Source organism: Mesorhizobium sp. M0954 (assembly GCF_040319155.1).
Lineage (GTDB): Bacteria > Pseudomonadota > Alphaproteobacteria > Rhizobiales > Rhizobiaceae > Mesorhizobium.
In genome coordinates this window covers 24,693-42,118 of the sequence record NZ_JAMYNR010000005.1, presented here as the reverse complement: position 1 = coordinate 42,118, position 17,426 = coordinate 24,693, and the positions used below count along the sequence as shown (strand labels likewise).

Sequence of the window (17,426 nt, the reverse complement as noted above, 5' to 3'; positions counted from 1 at the left end):
ACATCCGGCCTGATAAGATGCATCTCAAGAGACCGGAGCGAAGCAGTGGATCAATCGTCCTTTCAAAAGCAGCTCGACGCATTGCGCGATCACCGTGCGGCCAAATCGGGCTCGATGCGCGAGGCTTTCGCTGCCGATCCGCAGCGCTTCGAGAAATTCTCCGCCAGTGACGGCGACCTGCTGCTCGACTGGTCGAAATGCGCGGTCGATGCGCGGACTATGGAGTTGCTGGAGAAACTGGCTGAGGCCGCTGACCTCGAAGGCCGGCGCGACGCGATGTTTGCCGGCAAGAAGATCAACGTCACTGAAGGCCGCGCCGTGCTGCACACGGCGCTGCGCAACCTGACCGGCAAGGGCATCGTGCTCGACGGCCAGGACGTGAAGGCGGAAGTCCTTGCCGTGCTCGACGCGATGGGTGCCTTCGCCGACGCGGTGCGTTCCGGCAAGGCGGCCGGCGCGACCGGCAAGAAGATCACCGACATCGTCAACATCGGCATCGGCGGCTCCGATCTCGGCCCGGCCATGGCGACGCTGGCGCTGGCGCCCTATCATGACGGGCCGCGCGCGCATTACGTATCCAATATCGACGGTGCCCATATCCACGACACGCTGAAGGGTCTTTCCGCCGAAACCACCCTGTTCATCATCGCCTCCAAGACCTTCACCACGGTCGAGACGATGACCAATGCCGAAACCGCGCGCAGATGGGTCGAGAAGGCGCTCGGCAAGGAAGCGGTCGGCAAGCATTTCGCCGCCGTCTCGACGGCGCTCGACCTGGTCGCCAAATTCGGCATCGCGCCCGATCGCGTCTTCGGCTTCTGGGACTGGGTCGGCGGGCGCTATTCCGTCTGGGGTGCGATCGGTCTGCCGGTGATGATCGCCATCGGCCCGAAGGATTTTCGCGCCTTTCTCGACGGCGCCCATGAGATGGACGAGCATTTCCGCACCGCCCCGCTGGCGAAGAACCTGCCGGCGCTGATGGGGCTGATTGGCTGGTGGCACCGCGTGATCTGCAAATACCCCGCTCGCGCCGTCATCCCCTACGATCAGCGTCTGTCCAGGCTGCCGGCCTATCTGCAGCAGCTCGACATGGAATCGAACGGCAAGAGCGTCACCCTGGACGGCGGCGCTGTAACGACGCCGACCGGCCCGCTGGTCTGGGGCGAGCCCGGCACCAATGGCCAGCATGCCTTCTTCCAACTTCTGCATCAGGGCACCGATTTCATTCCGGTCGAATTCCTCGCCGCTGCCGTCGGCCACGAGCCGGAACTGAAGCATCACCACGACCTTCTGCTTGCCAATTGCCTGGCGCAGTCGGAAGCCTTCATGAAGGGCCGCACGCTTGAGGAAGCCCGAGCGCAGATGCTGGCGAAAGGCATGAAGCCGGCCGATGTCGACAGGATTGCTCCGCACCGCGTCTTCTCCGGCGACCGCCCCTCAGTGACGATCCTCTACAGGAAACTCGACCCCCACACGTTCGGACGGCTGATTGCGCTTTACGAACACCGCGTCTTCGTCGAAGGCACGCTGTTCAACATCAACTCCTTCGACCAGTGGGGCGTCGAGCTCGGCAAGGAACTGGCGACCGGGCTGCTGCCCGTCGTTGAAGGCAAGGAGAACGCCGCAAAGCGGGACGCCTCGACTGCCGGACTGGTGGAATACATCCACCGCTTGCGCGGCCCGGAGTGAAAAGCTTGGCGGACATCAAGGGAATATTGTTCGACAAGGACGGGACGCTCGTAGATTTCAACGCGACATGGCTGGGCATCGCCGACTTCATGGCGATGGATGCGGCCGAAGGCGATCGCTGGAAAGCAGACAGGCTGCTTGCGGCGGCGGGTTTCGACTTCGCCACCAAGCGCTTCAAGCCGGATTCGATTTTTGCCTCCGGCACCAACATGGACGTCGTCGAGCTGTGGTTTCCACGGCTGTCCGACGAGGACCAGATGCTTGCCGTCGCCCGCTTCAACGCCATCACCTCGGCGCAAGGATCGGCAATGGCGGTGGCGCTGCCGGGCGTGGTCGAGACGCTTGGCCTGCTTCACAGAAAATCCTACCGGCTTGGTGTCGCCACCAACGACTCGACCAGCGGCGCGGAAAAGACCCTGGTCACGCTGGGCGTCGCGCAGCTTTTCGACGCCGCCTATGGTTACGACGCGGTGGCCAATCCAAAACCGGCGCCGGATACGATCCTTGCCTTCTCTGATCTGACGGGGCTCAGGCCCTCGGCAATCGCCATGGTCGGCGACAACCGTCACGATCTTGAAATGGCGCGGGCGGGCGGCTGCGGTCTGGCGGTCGGCGTGCTGTCCGGCACCGGCACACGTGAATCGCTGTCCCAGATAGCCGACGTCATTCTGGATTCGGTGGCCGACCTGCCTGATTTTCTTTCGGCGCGGGTCAGCGAGACAGTCTAGACTCGCAGCTAGCTAGTCCGAACGAGAACACGCCGCTCGGTTTCATCGCCGCATTCCTGCCTTCGCCGACATCCGGCACCTCGTATTCGGCCAGCAGGCGAAGCCGCGAGCGGGGCAGATAGGCGCGGCCCGGATCGCCGATCAGCACGGCGATGCCGGCTGCAAGGCAGCGGTCGAGGAAGGGGACGACCCGGCCGGCGAGATCATGGGCGTAGAACAGGTCGCCGACCACCACGACATCCACCGGTGGCGGCGGACCGCTGGTGATGTCTTCGCCAATGATCATGATAGCGACGCCGTTCGCAGTCGCGTTGAGGCCGAGCGCAACCACACCGTTGTGATCGATCTCGGCCGCGATCACCGCGCTGGCTCCGGCCTTCGCCGCCGCGATGCCGACGAGGCCGGAGCCGGCGCCGAGGTCGAGCACGCGACGGCCGGCCACGGTCTCCGGCCGGTCGAATATGTAGCGGGCGAGCACCGCGCCGCCGGCCCAGACATAGGCCCAGTACGGTGGCTCCGGTTCAGGTCCGTCTTCTTCGGTCGCATGTTGGTTCCATTCGAGAAGCCGCCTGAGCCCGCTTCCCGGATGGGCGGTGTAAAGCCGAATTTCGGGAAGCGCGGGCACGGGGGCGATCCGCATGTTCGCCCGGATGAACTGTGCCGGGTCCGGGCGCGAACCTATGCTCACGGCGTTGGCGCCGGCGATGCAATCGCTCAAGCTGCGCCTAGCCCCGCAACGCCCGGCGCAGGATCTTGCCGACCGGTGTCTTCGGCAGCTCGGTGCGGAACTCAATATACCTGGGACGCTTGTAGCCGGTCAGGTTCTCACGGCAATAAGCCGTCAGCATGTCGGCGGTCAGTGCCGGGTCCTTCTTGACGACGAACAGCTTCGGCACTTCACCCGAATGCTCGTCCGGCACGCCGATCGCGGCAACTTCGAGTACGCCTGGATGCTGCGCCACCACTTCCTCGAGTTCGTTCGGATAGACGTTGAAGCCGGAAACCAGGATCATGTCCTTCTTGCGGTCGACGATCTTGGTGTAGCCAAGCTCGTCCATGAAGCCCATGTCGCCCGATTTGAAGAAGCCGTCCTCGGTCATCACCTTGGCGGTCTCGTCCGGCCGGTTCCAGTAGCCGGCCATCACCTGCGGTCCGCGGATGCAGATTTCGCCGACTTCGCCGAGCGGCAAATTGTTGCCGTCGTCGTCGCGGATCGCGATCTCGGTCGAGGGCAGCGGCAGGCCGATCGTGCCGGTGTAAACGCCGTCGCTGAATTTGTTGATCGTTGCTCCCGGCGAGGTCTCGGTGAGCCCGTAGGCCTCGCTGATCGGGCAGCCGGTCAGCACCTTCCAGCGTTCGGCGATGGCCCTCTGCACCGGCATGCCGCCACCCAGCGTCAGGATCAGCGGCTTGAAATCGAGCTTGCGAAAATCCTCATTATTGAGCAGCGCATTGAACAGCGTGTTGAGGCCCGGAAAGATGTGGATCGGGTATTTCTGCAGCTCCTTGACGAAGCCGGGAATGTCGCGCGGATTGGGGATGAGGACATTCTGCGCGCCTTGCTGCATGCCTACCAGCACGTTCGCCGTCAGCGCAAAAATGTGATAGAGCGGCAGCGCGCAGAGGAAGTTCAGATGCGCCGGCTTCGGCTTGACGGTAAAAGCGTCTTCGGCCCACAGCGCGTTCTGCGCGACGTTCGCCAAAATGTTGCTGTGCAAAAGCATCGCGCCCTTGGAGATGCCGGTCGTGCCGCCCGTGTATTGCAGGAAGGCGATGTCGTCGGCCGTGACCCTTGCGGGCCTGAAGGCCTTGCCTGTGCCCGCCTTCAGCGCGGCGTTGAACTTGACATGGCCGGGCAGCGACCATGCCGGCACCATCTTCTTGACGCGGCGTACAACGAAGTTGACGATCGTTCCCTTGAGCCCGCCGAGCATGTCGCCCATCGAGGCGACCACGACATGCTTGACCGCGGTCCTGGCGATCACCGCTTGCAGGGTGCAGGCAAAATTTTCGAGGATGACAATGGCTTGAGCGCCGGAATCCTTGAGCTGGTGCTCCAGCTCGCGCGGCGTGTAGAGCGGATTGATGTTTACCACGACATAGCCGGCGCGAAGCACTGCCATCATCGCCACCGGATATTGCAGCACATTCGGCATCATCAGCGCGACGCGCGCGCCCTTCTGCAGCTCCGTTGATTGCAGATAGGCGCCGAAGGCGGCCGACTGTCGCTCGAGATCGGCATAGGTGATCGATTTACCCATGCAGACGAAGGCCGGCCGGCTTGCAAACTGCTTGCACACGGCGACGAGAAAGTCGCCGATCGAGCTGGAGGGCAGGGCGCCGATCTCGGCCGGCACGATCTTTGGGTAACTCTTGAGCCACGGTTTTTCCGGCAGGCCGGCGGCCAGCGACGTGATCGCCTTTGGTAATCTCTTGGCCGGACCTGCCGGCGGTCGGCGCGCTGTCGGCACTGCCTTCGCCGCCGGCTTGGCGGCAGACTTTGCAGCAGGCGCCGTCTTGCCGGGTGCCGGTTTAGCAGCCGCTCCAGCCGTGGTCTTCGCCGCCGGCTTCGCGGTTGCCTTCGCGGTAGCCGTCGGCTTGGCGGCGGCCGCTTTTGACTTGACTGCTTTCGATGTTGCCTCGGCCTTTGCTTTCGCCGCGTTGGTTGTCTTTGCCGGTTTTGCCACCTGTCGCTCCCTCAATCGTTCTTATTGTTTCGGCATGCTTGCGCGCCACCACCGCCCTGATCACAACGATATCCCACGCTTGCCGCAATGTCCGGAACGTGGGAAAATCCGGCACGCTGCCCACCTGTCTATGTATTGCCACAAGCGACGGCCGTGCAAGCCTCGCCACCTGGAGTGCGGTAAGACTTGCCGTCAAACCTCTCGGCCGCGACCGGTTTTCGGATGCGCATCTCTTGAACCGAACGGCTCGATTCCCACAATTGGCGGCATCGCCGATCAACAAAAAATTGAAGTCGCTAATAATGTCGTGATCTGCGGATTCGGCTCGTTTTTTCCACAATTTGCCGCGTGCCGGAATTTTTTTCTGCTTCCCGTGGGTTAGGCAAACAAGCAGTTCCAAAGCTAGAAAAACGGTGCTTATATGCGGCCTTCGCGAGCCTGATAGAGGGGCTTGGAAGAACATCAGGGAGTGCTCAATGAAAAAGAAACTGACTTTTGCAGCCGCGTTGCTGGCTGCAAGCGTCCTCGGCGGCATGGCCAATGCAAAACAACTGGTCTATTGCTCGGAGGCTTCGCCGGCCGGCTTCGACCCGTCGCCATGGAGCGGCGGCAACGACTTCGACGCCTCGTCGCGCACCATCTATTCGCGCCTGGTCGAGTTCGAGCATGGCAAGACCACCATCTCGCCCGGCCTGGCCGAGAGCTGGACGGTTTCCGACGACGGTCTCGAATACACCTTCAAGCTTCGCCCGGGTGTGAAATTCCAGACGACCGATTATTTCACGCCGACGCGCGACCTCAACGCAGACGACGTGATCTTTTCCTTCGAACGCCAGTGGAAGAAAGAAAGCCCGTGGTACAGCTATCTGGAAGGCACCGGCTGGGAATATTTCACCGGCATGGGCTTTCCCGATCTCCTGAAGGAAATCGTCAAGGTCGACGACCTGACGGTGAAATTCGTGCTGAACAAGCCTGAAGTCGCGTTCCTGCCGGACCTCGGCATGGATTTCGCCTCGATCGTCTCCAAGGAATATGCCGACCAACTCGACAAGGCCGGCACCAGGCAGCAGTTCACCCAGAAGCCGGTCGGCACTGGTCCGTTCCAGTTCGTCGACTATCAGGTCGATGCGGTCGTGCGCTATGCAGCATGGGACGGCTACTATGGCGGGCGACAGAAGATCGACGATCTGATCTTCGCCATCACGCCCGATCCGGCCGTACGCGCGCAGAAGCTGAAGGCAGGCGAGTGCGATATCATGTCATACCCGGCGCCGGCCGACATTGCCGGACTGCAGGCTGACGCGAACCTCAAGGTCGACGAGCAGGAAGGCCTGAACATCGGCTACATGGCTTACAACACGACGCAGCCGCCCTTCGACAAGGTCGAGGTCCGCAAGGCCCTCAACATGGCGGTAAACAAGAAGGCGATCATCGACGCGGTCTATCAGGGCGCCGGCGCGCCGGCCATCAACCCGATCCCGCCGACCATGTGGTCCTATAACAAGGACATCAAGGACGATCCCTATGATCCGGAGGCGGCCAAGAAGATGCTGGCCGATGCAGGCGTCAAGGATCTGTCGATGAAGATCTGGGCTATGCCGGTCAGCCGCCCCTACAACCCGAACGCCCAGCGCGTCGCCGAGTTGATCCAGGCCGACTATGCCGCCGTCGGCGTCAAGGCGGAGATCGTCAGTTACGAATGGACCGAGTATCGCCAGCGCGGCAAGGCTAAGGATCGCGACGGCGCCTTCCAACTGGGCTGGACCGGTGACAATGGCGATCCGGACAACTTCTTTTTCCTGCTCGGTTGCGATGCCATCGGCCAGTCCAATTATGCGATCTGGTGCAACCAGGAATTCGAAGCCCTGCTGAAAAAAGGCAAGGCGACGACGGACGTCGCCGAGCGCACCAAGATCTACGAGGAAGCTCAGGTGGTGTTCAAGCGTGAGGCTCCGTGGCTGACCATCGCCCACTCCAAGGTCTTCATGCCGATGAACAAGAAGGTGTCGGGCTTCGTTATGGACCCGCTCGGCATTCATCGGTTTGACGGCGTCGACGTCACCGAATAAGTCCTGAGAAATTGAGCGGCGGCGCTGGACTTCCCGCGCCGCCGTTCTATGAAGCAAGATGCTCCGTTATCTCCTCCACAAGCTCGCTTTGATCATCCCGACCGTGTTCGGCATATCGCTGGCGGCGTTTGCTTTCGTCCGGCTTCTGCCCGGCGATCCTATCCTGGCCCTGGCGGGCGAGCGCGGCGTCAGCCCCGAGCGCTACGCCCAGCTCATCGAGCAGTTTGGCTACAACCGGCCCTATGTCATCCAATACCTGGAATATATCGGCAGGGTCCTGACCGGCGATTTCGGCATATCTATTGCCACCAAGCGGCCAGTGCTCGGCGAATTCCAGGCGCTGTTTCCAGCCACGCTGGAACTGGCGACAGTGGCGTTGATCATCGCCGTCCTGCTCGGCATTCCTGCCGGTATCTTCGCCGCGGTCAAGCGCGGCTCGTGGTTCGACCAGGCTACGATGGGTGTCGCGCTGACCGGCTATTCGATGCCGATCTTCTGGTGGGGGTTGCTGCTCATTATCTTCTTCTCCGGCTATCTCGGCTGGACGCCGGTTTCCGGCCGCATCGGCCTGCAGTATTTCTTCAGGCCGACGACCGGGTTCATGCTCATCGACAGCCTGATCTCCGGCAGGAGCGGCGCTTTCAAATCTGCCGTCAGCCATTTGATCCTGCCGTCGATCGTGCTGGCGACGATCCCGCTTGCCGTCATAGCGCGCCAGACGCGCTCGGCGATGCTCGAGGTGCTGGGCGAGGACTATGTCCGCACCGCGCGCGCTAAGGGCCTGGCGCCTCGCCGCGTCATCGGTCTGCACGCTTTTCGCAACGCGCTGATCCCGGTAGTCACCACCATTGGACTGCAGGTCGGCACCTTGATGGCGGGCGCCATTCTGACCGAGACCATTTTTTCCTGGCCGGGCATCGGCAAATGGATGATCGATGCCATCGGCAAGCGCGACTATGTCGTCGTCCAGAGCGGATTGCTGATCATCGCGCTGATCGTCATGGCGGTGAACCTGATCGTCGACGTGCTCTACGCCGTCATCAATCCGCGCATCCGGGTGCAGTGAGATGACCGACGAATCCGCCGCCGAAGCTACCGCCGCCTCCATCCCGACAGGCGGCAGGCAACGGGCTTTCGCCGAGTTCTGGCACTACTTCTCGATGAACACCGGCGCGGTCATCGGCCTTGTCGCGTTTTCGGCGCTGGTGCTGGTGGCGATCTTTGCGCCGTTCGTCGCCCCACATTCGCCCGACGAGCAGTTTCGCGATGCGCTGCTGGCACCCCCTGCCTGGCAGGAAGGCGGCAAATCGATGTTCCTGCTCGGCACCGACGCGGTCGGCCGCGACATGCTTTCACGGTTGATCTTCGGGGCGCGTTTCTCGCTGTTCATCGGTCTGGTGGTCGTTGTCTTCTCGCTCACCAGCGGCATCGTGCTTGGCGTGCTCGCCGGCTATTTCCGTGGCTGGGTCGACACTCTGATCATGCGCATCATGGATATCATCCTGGCCTTCCCGTCGCTGCTTCTGGCGCTGGTGCTGGTGGCGATCCTCGGCCCGGGCCTGTTCAATGCCATGCTGGCGATCGCGCTGGTGCTGCAGCCGCATTTCGCGCGCCTCACCCGCGCCGCCGTGATGGCCGAAAAGAACCGCGAATATGTCATCTCCGCCAAGGTGGCTGGTGCCGGTCATCTTCGCTTGATGGTGAGGACGATCCTGCCGAACTGCCTGGCACCGCTGATCGTGCAGGCGACGTTGTCCTTCTCCAACGCTATTCTCGAGGCTGCGGCGCTCGGCTTCCTCGGTGTCGGTGCGCAGCCGCCGACGCCGGAATGGGGCACGATGCTCGCCTCGGCGCGCGAGTTCATCCTGCGCGCGCCTTGGGTGGTGACCTTCCCCGGCCTTGCCATCCTGATCACTGTGCTTGCCATCAATCTGATCGGCGACGGCTTGCGCGATGCCTTCGATCCCAAGCTGAAGAGGTCATAATCCAATGCCTCTTCTCGAGATCAAGAACCTGACCGTTTCCTTCGACACCGCCGCTGGACCATTCATGGCGGTACAAGGCATCGACCTGTCGGTCGAACCGCGCGAGGTGCTGGCGATCGTCGGCGAATCCGGTTCGGGCAAGTCGGTGGCGATGCTGGCGGTGATGGGGCTTTTGCCCAACACCGCGACGGTGAGGGCCGACCGCATGGCCTTCGACGGCATCGACCTGCTCAAGCTCGGCCCATCCGAGCGGCGCAAGATCGTCGGCAAGGACATTTCGATGATCTTCCAGGAGCCGGTCGCCAGCCTCAACCCGTGCTTCACCGTCGGCTTCCAGATCGAGGAGGTGCTGCGCTTCCATATGGGCATGGACCGCGCCCAGCGCCGGGCGCGTGCCATCGAATTGATGAAGTTGGTCGGCATCGCCGACCCCGAGGAACGGCTGGGCTCCTTCCCGCACCAGATGTCGGGTGGTCAGTGTCAGCGCGTCATGATCGCCATCGCCATCGCCTGCAATCCCAAGCTTTTGATCGCCGACGAGCCAACCACGGCGCTCGATGTCACCATCCAGAAGCAGATCCTCGATCTGCTGGTCGGCCTGCAGGCCAAATATGGCATGGGCCTGATCATGATCACCCACAATATGGGGGTGGTTGCCGAGACCGCCGACCGTGTCATCGTCCAGTACAAGGGCCGCAAGATGGAAGAGGCCGACGTGCTGTCGCTGTTCGAGTCCCCCAAGAGCAACTACACGCGCGCGCTCCTGTCGGCGCTGCCCGAAAACGCCGTCGGCGACCGGTTGCCTACTGTTTCCGACATGCTGTTTGAGCCGGCCCCATCTGTAGTCGCAGCCCGGTCCGCAGGAGGAACCGCCTCATGAGCGTGACGGTAGTCGAAGGCAAGAACATCGTGCGCGACTATCATGTCGGTGGCGGGCTTTTCCGCCCCTCCCGTACGGTTCATGCGGTCAAGGGTGTTTCGTTCAGCGTCGACAAGGGCAAGACGCTGGCCATCGTCGGCGAGAGCGGCTGCGGCAAGTCAACACTCGCCCGCATCATCACCCTGATCGACCCGGCGACCTCCGGCGAGCTTTTCATCGACGGCAAGAAGGTAGACATCGGCAGGAACGGCCTGTCGAAGGAAATGCGCCGCAAGGTCCAGATCGTCTTCCAAAACCCTTATGGTTCGCTCAATCCACGCCAGAAGATCGGCGACGTGCTTGCCGAGCCGCTGCTCATCAACACCGACAGCACGGCCGACGAGCGGCGCGATCTTGCCATGAAGATGCTAAAGAAGGTCGGTCTCGGCCCCGAGCACTTTAATCGCTACCCGCATATGTTTTCGGGCGGCCAGCGCCAGCGGATCGCCATCGCCCGCGCGCTGATGCTCAACCCCAGCCTTCTGGTGCTGGATGAGCCGGTCTCGGCACTTGATCTTTCGGTGCAGGCGCAGGTGCTGAACCTGCTCGCCGACCTGCAGGACGAGTTTCAGCTAACCTATGTTTTCATCAGCCACGACCTGTCGGTGGTGCGCTACATCGCCGACGACGTGATGGTAATGTATTTCGGCGAAGCGGTCGAATACGGCTCGCGCGACGAGGTCTTCGCCGACCCCAAACACAGCTACACCAGGACGCTGTTCGCTGCGACGCCACGTGCCGACGTTGCCAGCATCAAGGCACGTTTGGCGAAGAAGAAGGCCGCCTGATCCGGCGAGGTTTGCCGGCCGGCTACCGCTTCTCGATCCCCGGAATGCCGGAGATCTGCTCGGCGAGAAAGTCGACCAGCAGTCGCACCCGGGCAATGCCCGCACGCTCCGGAACGATCAGCATGCTCAGCGGGACGGGAGGCGGAAAATAGCCCGGCAGGACCACTTCCAGCCGGCCGGCCGCCAGGAGATCGTCGACAAGCCAATGGTGGGCGGGTGCGATACCGCGTCCGGCGACAAGGGCTTCGCGCGCGGCAAGCCCATGGTCGACCCGAAATCGACCGCCAAAGGGCACCGCAAAGCGTTTGCCGCCCGGCCCCTGCAGGGCGAGTGTGTCGCTTCCCGCGATGTTCGACATCCGGATGCCTTCATGGCCAGGCAGATCCTGCGGGACAGCCGGTCTGCCCCGCGCCGCCAGATAGGCCGGCGCCGCCACCAGCAGACGCCGGGATTGCCCGAGCGCCCGCAGTTTCATTGAGCTGTCGGTGAGCGGACCCAGGCGAAGCGCAATGTCGACGCCCTCCCGCACAAGATCGATGCGCTCGTCGGTGAGGCTAAGATCGATGCCGATATCGGGATAGCGGTCCTGAAAGGCGAAGATCAGCCGGCTGACGTGCAAGACCCCGAGCGCCGCTGTGCAGGATATCCGGATCGTGCCGGCCGACGCGCCGCGCGTGCCCCGCGCCTCATCGCCGGCCTGCTCAACGAGGCGCAGGACCTGGACGCTGTCGGCATAGTAACGGCTGCCTTCATCAGTCATCGTCACACGCCGGGTGGTCCTGCTGAGCAAGGGCACTCCGACGGCCTCCTCGAGTTCTCGCAAATGCCGTGTGACCGTCGACTGCCCAATTCCGAGCTCGCGCGCCACCGCCGAGAGGCTGCCGCGCTCGGCGACGCGAACGAAGGTGCGCATGCGCTCGAGAGTGACGTCCGATCTATCCATTATTCGGCATTATCTTATACATTTCCTACATATAGTGGATCATTCCGCGGCTGGCTACCTTTGGTGTCTATCGTCCTTCTTCGGAGTAGACCCATGAAAGTCCTGCTTGTTTTTGCTCATCCTGAACCGCGTTCGCTCAACGGCGCGCTGCGCGACGTCGCCATCAGGGAACTCGAGGCCCAAGGCCACGAGGTGCGGGTGTCGGACCTCTATGCCGACGGCTGGAAAGCCGAGGTGGACCGTGCCGACTTTCCGTCGTGGCCGCCCGAAGCACGCTTCCTGCCGGCCGGCGCCTCCAAAAAGGCTTTTGCGACCAACACTCTGACCGATGACGTCAAAGCCGAGATCGACAAGCTGCTATGGGCCGACACCCTGATCCTCCAGTTCCCGCTGTGGTGGTACGCCATGCCGGCGATCCTCAAGGGCTGGGTCGATCGCGTGTACGCCTACGGCTTCGCCTATGGCGTTGGCGAGCACAGCGACAAGCGGTGGGGTGACCGCTTTGGTGAGGGAACGCTCGCCGGCAAGCGCGCAATGCTGATCGTGACCGCAGGCGGCTGGGAAGAGCATTACTCCGCCCGCGGCGTCAACGGCCCGATCGACGACCTGCTGTTCCCGATCAATCACGGGATTCTATACTATCCGGGCTACGACGTGCTTCCGCCGTTCGTGGTTTACAGGGTGGACCGTTTCGGGGAGGCGGATTTCGAGCCTGTCGCGGAGCGACTGCGCGAAAGGATGCGAACGCTCGAGACAATCCGGCCCATTCGTTATCGGCAGCAGAATGGCGGCGATTACTTGATCCCAAGCATGCAATTGCGCCCCGGCTTGGAGAACCCGGGTGCGACCGCCTTTGCGCTTCACGAGGATCGCGCCGGCGCCGCCGCCCACTCCGATCAGGACAGCCGGGCGATGATGGTGCGCAGCGCCTCGCCGAAGCGCCGGACTTCCTCGATCGTATTGTAATGCACCAGCGAGGCGCGCACGGCGCCGCTGTCCATGCCGAGGTTGAGCCGCTTCATCAGACGCGGCGCATACATGTGGCCGTCGCGAATGCCGATCTGCATCTCGGCCATTTCCTCGACGATCCTCTGCGGCGATAGCGTGCCGACATTGAAGCAGAAGGTCGGCACGCGCTCACTGAGGCGTGCCTCGTCGGCCACGCCGTAGATCGTCGCGCCGCAATCTTTGAGCACCGCCAGCATTTCGCGCGCCAGCACCTGTTCGTAGTCGCGGATGGCATTCATGCCGGCGACGATGTTGTCGCGGCGCGACCGGTTATTCTCGGACAAGAAATTGCGGCCGACCGATTCGAGGTAGCGCACCGCGGCATCCATGCCGGAGACGTTCTCGTAGATGAACGTGCCGGCTTCGATTTTGTGGGGCGGCTCGTCGGGGATGAAATCCTCGCGGAAGGTCGGCAGGCGCTTCAGTGTTTCGAAGCGGCCCCACAGGAAGCCCATATGCGGCGAGAAATTCTTGTAGCCGGAGCAGACGAGATAGTCGCAATCCCAGGCCTGCACATCGATCAGCCCGTGCGGCCCGTAATGCACGCAGTCGAGGAACACTTCGGCGCCTGCCGCATGCGCAATCGCAGCCACGGAGGCAACGTCGACAATCGAGCCGATCGAATGGGCCGTGACCGTGCAGGCGACGAGCCGGGTGCGCTCTGAGACCAGCGGGCGCAAATCGTCGACATGCAGATTGCCGTCGTCGCGCATCCGCCACCATTTGAACTTGGCCCCGGCGGGCGCCAGCGCCAGCCACGTCGCGATATTGGCGTCGTGATCCATGTCGGTGATGACGATCTCGTCACGCTCCCCGTTTGGGCGCTCGGAAAGCATCTGGCCGATGCCGAGGCTGACCAGGCGGATGAACGAAGTGGCGTTCATGCCGAAACAGATCTCCGCCGGGTTGGTGGCGTTGATCAGCAAGGCCACGCTTTCGCGAGCGCCGGCGACGGCTTGGTCGACGGTGACGCTGCGGCCATAGCGGCCGCCGCGCTGCACATTATGCGCGACCAAATGGTTGGTGACCGCATCGAGCACGCTTTGCGGGATCTGCGCGCCGGCTGCATTGTCCATGAAGACGAAGTCCCCGGCTTGCTGCAAGGCGGGAAACATGGCGCGGATCGTCTCGACTGGGAAAGCTGCGGCATCGCCGGTTTTCGAAATCTGATGCTGGTTCAAGGTCGTCTCCTGCGAAGTGCGCTGACAGATTAGCGGGTCTTTTCGGTTTGAAAGCGGCGTTCAAGGAGGCTGACGAAACGGACCATCGGCCAGAGAAAGATGAGGTAGACCAGCGCCGCGCCGATCAGCGGTGAAGGATTGGCATAGAGCGATTGCGCGTTGGTCGCTTCTTTCAGCAGTTCGGGCAGCGCCACGGTGGAAGCGAGCGAAGTATCCTTGAACATCGAAACGCAATTGCTGGTCATTGGCGGAATGACGATGCGGATCGCCTGCGGCAGCACTACCTTGCGCAAGGTCAGCAAGAACGGCAGGCCGAGCGCCTGCGCCGCCTCGAACTGGCCGCGCGGAATGCTCTCTATACCGGAGCGGAACACCTCGGCCGAATAGGCCGCCATGATGATGGCGAAGGCCATCACCGCGGACGTCCACGATGACAGGCGAATGCCGAGGAACGGCAGCGCATAGTAGATCAGGATCAGCACGACCAGCACCGGCATCGCCCGGAAAATGTCAATGTAGCCGACAGCCAGCAGCCGAAGCGGCTTTGGCGCATAGAGCCGCACCAGGCTGATCGCGAGGCCGACGGGAATACCGATGCCGATGCTCATGATTCCGAGCAGCAGGGTGTTCAGGAAGCCGCGCAACAGCGCCGGCAGGCTGGAGACCATGACGTCGGCGTTGAAGAAGGTGTCCAGCAGCGACATCGCAGCATTTCCGAAACGTTTGGCGTCCCGCGACGCTCGAGCCCGAGCCCGAAATCCGAAATCGTGCCGGCATCGAAAGCCGGCACGACATTTAAGCGTGAACTGCCGCTCAGGCCTTCGGCATAGGAGTTTCCTTGACGGTCGAGGAATCGGCAGGTGCGTCGCTGCCGAACCACTTCTTGTGGATCGCGGCCAGCGTGCCGTCCTTCTTCATCGCGGTCAGCGCGTCGTTCAGCTTGCCGAGCAGCGGGTGGTCCTTGGTCATCATCAGACCGTACTGCTCGCCGGTCTTGATGCGCTCTTTTACGGCGAGATCCTTCATCCTGGTGAAAGAATATTCCAGGCCCGGAATATCGCTGACCGCCGCATCGACGCGGCCGGAGCTGAGATCGAGCAGCAAGTTCTGCTGCGTGTCGTAGCCCTTGACGTCACTGAACCCGTCCGCTTCCTGGTGGGCCTTGACCCAGGCTTCGCCGGTCGAGCCGGACAGCACGCCGACGATCTTGCCCTTGAGGTCGGCCTCGGCCTTGATCGGGCTGTCGGCCTTCGCGGCGATGCCCATGTCGGAATCATAGTAGGGCTGCGTGAACGACTGAGACTTCAGCCGCTCCGGCGTGATGGTGATCGACGAGATGGCGACGTCGATGCGCTTCGAGGTGGTGGCGGCGAACAGCGCCTGGAAACCGAGATCGGCGATATCAGTGGTCATGCCGATACGCTTTGCCGCCTCATTGATGATGTCGACTTCGAAACCCTCGAACGTGCCGCTCTCGTTCTTGTATTCAAAAGGCGGATTGGTCGGATAGGCGCCGACATTCAGCGTGCCTTCGGCGTAGGCCGGGCCGCCGGCGATGCCGATGGCAGCAGCAAGAAGCAGCAGGTTGCGACGGGTGAAGTTCATTTTCGTTCCCTCTGGTTGTGATCGGACGGGTTTGGCCCCGCACGGTTTTGATGCGTCAAGTGACGGGACTGCCGGAAAGCCCTCCCGGCACGGCAGTCGCAAGACATCGAATGCTATCCAAAGTACCGCGCTTTTCAAGGCGAAAGTTTTAAGCTTAAAAAATTGCCGCGTGTTGCCGTCACTCCGGAATAACCGCTGTGGCCTGGATCTCAACCTTGGCGCGATCCTCGACCAGCGCCATCACCTGCATGGCGGCCATCGCCGGAAAATGCCGGCCGATCACCTCGCGATAGGCCTCTCCGATCCCCTTGAGATTGGCCAAATATTCCGCCTTGTCGGTAAAGTACCAGGTCATCGAGGTGATATGTTCCGGCTTGGCGTCGGCCTCGGCGAGCACAGCAACAATATTGGCCAGCGTCTGCCGCACCTGGCCGACAAGATCATCGGTCTCGAAGCGGCCCTGTCCGTTCCAGCCGACCTGCCCGCCGACGAAGACAAGCTGCCCACGCGCGGCGACGCCATTGGCATAGCCGACGGGTTTCGCCCAGCCTTCCGGCTGCAGGATGGTGTGCATGTCAAAACCTCCCAATGCTCAAATCCGGTCGCTCAAAACTCGAAGACAATAATTTTCACGCAAACTCCTGTCTCAGGCCGCTCCCATCACTTGCCGTGCAATCACCACCTTCTGCACGTCGGACGCTCCCTCGTAGATGCGCAGCGCCCGGATCTCGCGATACAGCCTTTCGACGATATGGCCCTTGCGGACGCCGTCGCCGCCATGCAGCTGCACAGCCTTGTCGATCACCTCCTGCGCTTTGTCGGTAGCGAACAGCTTGGCCATGGCGGCTTCGCGGGTAACCCGAGCCGCGCCCATGTCCTTGGTCCAGGCGGCACGATAGACCAGCAACGCGGCGGCATCGACATCCAACGCCATCTCGGCGATGTGGCCCTGCACCATCTGCAGCTCGGCCATCGGCGCATCGAACAGCCTGCGCTCGGCCACTCTTGTGATGCTTTCGTCCAGCGCGCGCCGGGCAAAGCCGAGCGCCGCTGCGCCGACGGTCGAACGGAACACGTCGAGCACGGACATGGCGATGCGAAAACCGTCACCGGGTTTGCCGATCAGCGCCGAGGCTGGAATGCGTGCATTGTCGAAGGACAGCCGGGCGAGCGGGTGCGGCGCAATCACCTCCAGCCGCTCGGCAACGATCAGCCTTTCGGTTTCGGAAGGCACGATAAAGGCGGAAAGCCCCTTGGCGCCGGGCGCCTCGCCGGTACGGGCAAAGACAACATAAAAGTCAGCGATACCGCCGTTGGAGATCCAGGTCTTTTCGCCGGATAGGAGATAGCTGTCGCCGTCACGCGCGGCGGTCATTTCCATATTGGCAACGTCCGAGCCCGAGCGTGGCTCCGACAGCGCGAAAGCCGAAATCGCCTTGCCGGCCCGTGTCTTCGCCAGCCAGTGCTGCTGGTCGGGCGAGCCGAACAGGCTGAGCGCGCCAGTGCCGAGCCCTTGCATCGCGAAGGCGAAATCGGCCAGCCCATCATGCCGGGCCAGCGTCTCGCGCGTGAGGCAGAGCGTGCGCACGTCGAGCGGCGAGGGGTTTTCGGTGTCGAGCGCCGTCGGCTTCAGCCAGCCGTCCTGGCCGAGCTTGGCCACCAGCTCGCGGCAGGCCGCGTCGACATCGTGATGCGCGACCGGCAGGTTCTTGGCGCACCATGCCTCCAGCCGCTCCGCCAGATCGCGGTGGCGATCCTCGAAGAACGGCCAGGAGAGGAAGGAACGGTCAGGCATTGCTGCCTCCACAATTCTCCGGCCCTGGC

At 62.6% G+C, this 17,426-nt stretch carries 17 protein-coding genes; 8 read left to right on the top strand and 9 right to left on the bottom strand.

Annotation, left to right across the window (positions count from 1 at the left end; translation table 11 throughout):
* The first annotated feature begins 45 nt into the window (after positions 1-45).
* Both pgi and NKH93_RS08645 read left to right on the top strand, forming a co-directional pair.
* A complete protein-coding gene (gene pgi / locus NKH93_RS08650) occupies positions 46-1,689 on the top strand; it encodes a glucose-6-phosphate isomerase (protein ID WP_352591237.1) in 1,644 nt (547 codons plus the stop codon).
* A 5-nt stretch (positions 1,690-1,694) separates the two neighbouring features.
* Positions 1,695-2,417: an HAD family hydrolase gene (locus NKH93_RS08645; protein ID WP_352448533.1), complete on the top strand. Its 723-nt coding sequence runs from the start codon at positions 1,695-1,697 to the stop codon at positions 2,415-2,417.
* On the opposite strand, the gene NKH93_RS08640 is transcribed toward NKH93_RS08645, so the two are convergent.
* From NKH93_RS08640 to NKH93_RS08630, 3 genes are all read right to left on the bottom strand, one after another.
* A complete protein-coding gene (locus NKH93_RS08640; protein WP_352501688.1) occupies positions 2,401-3,057 on the bottom strand; it encodes a class I SAM-dependent methyltransferase in 657 nt (218 codons plus the stop codon). The genes NKH93_RS08645 and NKH93_RS08640 overlap by 17 nt on opposite strands.
* An 85-nt stretch (positions 3,058-3,142) precedes the next feature.
* Entirely contained in the window at positions 3,143-4,888 is a 1,746-nt protein-coding gene (locus NKH93_RS08635; protein WP_352969876.1) for a long-chain fatty acid--CoA ligase, read from the bottom strand.
* 61 nt (positions 4,889-4,949) lie between these two features.
* The gene (locus NKH93_RS08630; protein ID WP_352969873.1) at positions 4,950-5,567 is read right to left on the bottom strand and encodes a hypothetical protein; all 618 of its coding nucleotides are present in this window, start codon (positions 5,565-5,567) and stop codon (positions 4,950-4,952) included.
* A 13-nt stretch (positions 5,568-5,580) separates the two neighbouring features.
* Between NKH93_RS08630 and NKH93_RS08625 the strand changes: the two genes are divergently transcribed.
* Genes NKH93_RS08625 through NKH93_RS08605 form a run of 5 tightly spaced genes read left to right on the top strand, consistent with a single transcriptional unit; the run spans position 5,581 to position 10,865 of the window.
* Entirely contained in the window at positions 5,581-7,173 is a 1,593-nt protein-coding gene (locus NKH93_RS08625; protein WP_352448537.1) for an ABC transporter substrate-binding protein, read from the top strand.
* A 58-nt stretch (positions 7,174-7,231) separates the two neighbouring features.
* Positions 7,232-8,239: an ABC transporter permease subunit gene (locus tag NKH93_RS08620; RefSeq protein ID WP_023676822.1), complete on the top strand. Its 1,008-nt coding sequence runs from the start codon at positions 7,232-7,234 to the stop codon at positions 8,237-8,239.
* A gap of 1 nt (position 8,240) precedes the next feature.
* On the top strand, positions 8,241-9,158 hold the full coding sequence (locus NKH93_RS08615) for an ABC transporter permease subunit (protein ID WP_352813752.1): 918 nt from the start codon (positions 8,241-8,243) through the stop codon (positions 9,156-9,158).
* Between the two features lie 4 nt (positions 9,159-9,162).
* Entirely contained in the window at positions 9,163-10,038 is an 876-nt protein-coding gene (locus tag NKH93_RS08610) for an ABC transporter ATP-binding protein (protein WP_023676824.1), read from the top strand.
* Positions 10,035-10,865 (top strand): dipeptide ABC transporter ATP-binding protein, encoded by an 831-nt coding sequence (locus NKH93_RS08605; RefSeq protein ID WP_352448539.1) that lies wholly within the window; start codon positions 10,035-10,037, stop codon positions 10,863-10,865. Before NKH93_RS08610 ends, NKH93_RS08605 begins: the two co-directional genes overlap by 4 nt.
* A gap of 22 nt (positions 10,866-10,887) precedes the next feature.
* Here the strand turns inward: NKH93_RS08605 and NKH93_RS08600 are convergent, their stop codons facing one another.
* Positions 10,888-11,808, bottom strand: a complete 921-nt coding sequence (locus NKH93_RS08600; protein WP_352969870.1) for a LysR family transcriptional regulator — start codon at positions 11,806-11,808, stop codon at positions 10,888-10,890.
* Positions 11,809-11,901: 93 nt separating this feature from the next.
* Here NKH93_RS08600 and NKH93_RS08595 point away from each other — a divergent pair, with 93 nt between their 5' ends.
* Positions 11,902-12,774, top strand: a complete 873-nt coding sequence (locus NKH93_RS08595; RefSeq protein ID WP_352540503.1) for an NAD(P)H-dependent oxidoreductase — start codon at positions 11,902-11,904, stop codon at positions 12,772-12,774.
* Here the strand turns inward: NKH93_RS08595 and NKH93_RS08590 are convergent.
* From NKH93_RS08590 to NKH93_RS08570, 5 genes are all read right to left on the bottom strand, one after another.
* Positions 12,705-13,997 (bottom strand): cysteine desulfurase-like protein, encoded by a 1,293-nt coding sequence (locus NKH93_RS08590; protein WP_352767142.1) that lies wholly within the window; start codon positions 13,995-13,997, stop codon positions 12,705-12,707. The two genes, NKH93_RS08595 and NKH93_RS08590, sit on opposite strands and share 70 nt — an antisense overlap.
* 29 nt (positions 13,998-14,026) lie before the next feature.
* Entirely contained in the window at positions 14,027-14,701 is a 675-nt protein-coding gene (locus NKH93_RS08585; protein ID WP_352767140.1) for an amino acid ABC transporter permease, read from the bottom strand.
* A gap of 109 nt (positions 14,702-14,810) precedes the next feature.
* Positions 14,811-15,602 (bottom strand): ABC transporter substrate-binding protein, encoded by a 792-nt coding sequence (locus tag NKH93_RS08580; RefSeq protein WP_352613846.1) that lies wholly within the window; start codon positions 15,600-15,602, stop codon positions 14,811-14,813.
* A gap of 178 nt (positions 15,603-15,780) precedes the next feature.
* On the bottom strand, positions 15,781-16,176 hold the full coding sequence (locus tag NKH93_RS08575; RefSeq protein ID WP_352680535.1) for a RidA family protein: 396 nt from the start codon (positions 16,174-16,176) through the stop codon (positions 15,781-15,783).
* 72 nt (positions 16,177-16,248) lie between these two features.
* Positions 16,249-17,397, bottom strand: a complete 1,149-nt coding sequence (locus NKH93_RS08570; RefSeq protein ID WP_352969866.1) for an acyl-CoA dehydrogenase family protein — start codon at positions 17,395-17,397, stop codon at positions 16,249-16,251.
* Positions 17,398-17,426 lie beyond the last annotated feature (29 nt).

Coding starts and splice junctions, on each gene's coding strand:
- NKH93_RS08640 (WP_352501688.1), bottom strand. CDS start 3,057: ATGCGGATCGCCCCCGTGCCCGCGCTTCCCGAAATTCGGCTTTACACC.
- NKH93_RS08625 (WP_352448537.1), top strand. CDS start 5,581: ATGAAAAAGAAACTGACTTTTGCAGCCGCGTTGCTGGCTGCAAGCGTC.
- NKH93_RS08575 (WP_352680535.1), bottom strand. CDS start 16,176: ATGCACACCATCCTGCAGCCGGAAGGCTGGGCGAAACCCGTCGGCTAT.
- NKH93_RS08620 (WP_023676822.1), top strand. CDS start 7,232: ATGCTCCGTTATCTCCTCCACAAGCTCGCTTTGATCATCCCGACCGTG.
- NKH93_RS08605 (WP_352448539.1), top strand. CDS start 10,035: ATGAGCGTGACGGTAGTCGAAGGCAAGAACATCGTGCGCGACTATCAT.
- NKH93_RS08580 (WP_352613846.1), bottom strand. CDS start 15,602: ATGAACTTCACCCGTCGCAACCTGCTGCTTCTTGCTGCTGCCATCGGC.
- NKH93_RS08595 (WP_352540503.1), top strand. CDS start 11,902: ATGAAAGTCCTGCTTGTTTTTGCTCATCCTGAACCGCGTTCGCTCAAC.
- NKH93_RS08600 (WP_352969870.1), bottom strand. CDS start 11,808: ATGGATAGATCGGACGTCACTCTCGAGCGCATGCGCACCTTCGTTCGC.
- NKH93_RS08585 (WP_352767140.1), bottom strand. CDS start 14,701: ATGTCGCTGCTGGACACCTTCTTCAACGCCGACGTCATGGTCTCCAGC.
- NKH93_RS08610 (WP_023676824.1), top strand. CDS start 9,163: ATGCCTCTTCTCGAGATCAAGAACCTGACCGTTTCCTTCGACACCGCC.
- NKH93_RS08570 (WP_352969866.1), bottom strand. CDS start 17,397: ATGCCTGACCGTTCCTTCCTCTCCTGGCCGTTCTTCGAGGATCGCCAC.
- NKH93_RS08630 (WP_352969873.1), bottom strand. CDS start 5,567: ATGTTCTTCCAAGCCCCTCTATCAGGCTCGCGAAGGCCGCATATAAGC.
- NKH93_RS08615 (WP_352813752.1), top strand. CDS start 8,241: ATGACCGACGAATCCGCCGCCGAAGCTACCGCCGCCTCCATCCCGACA.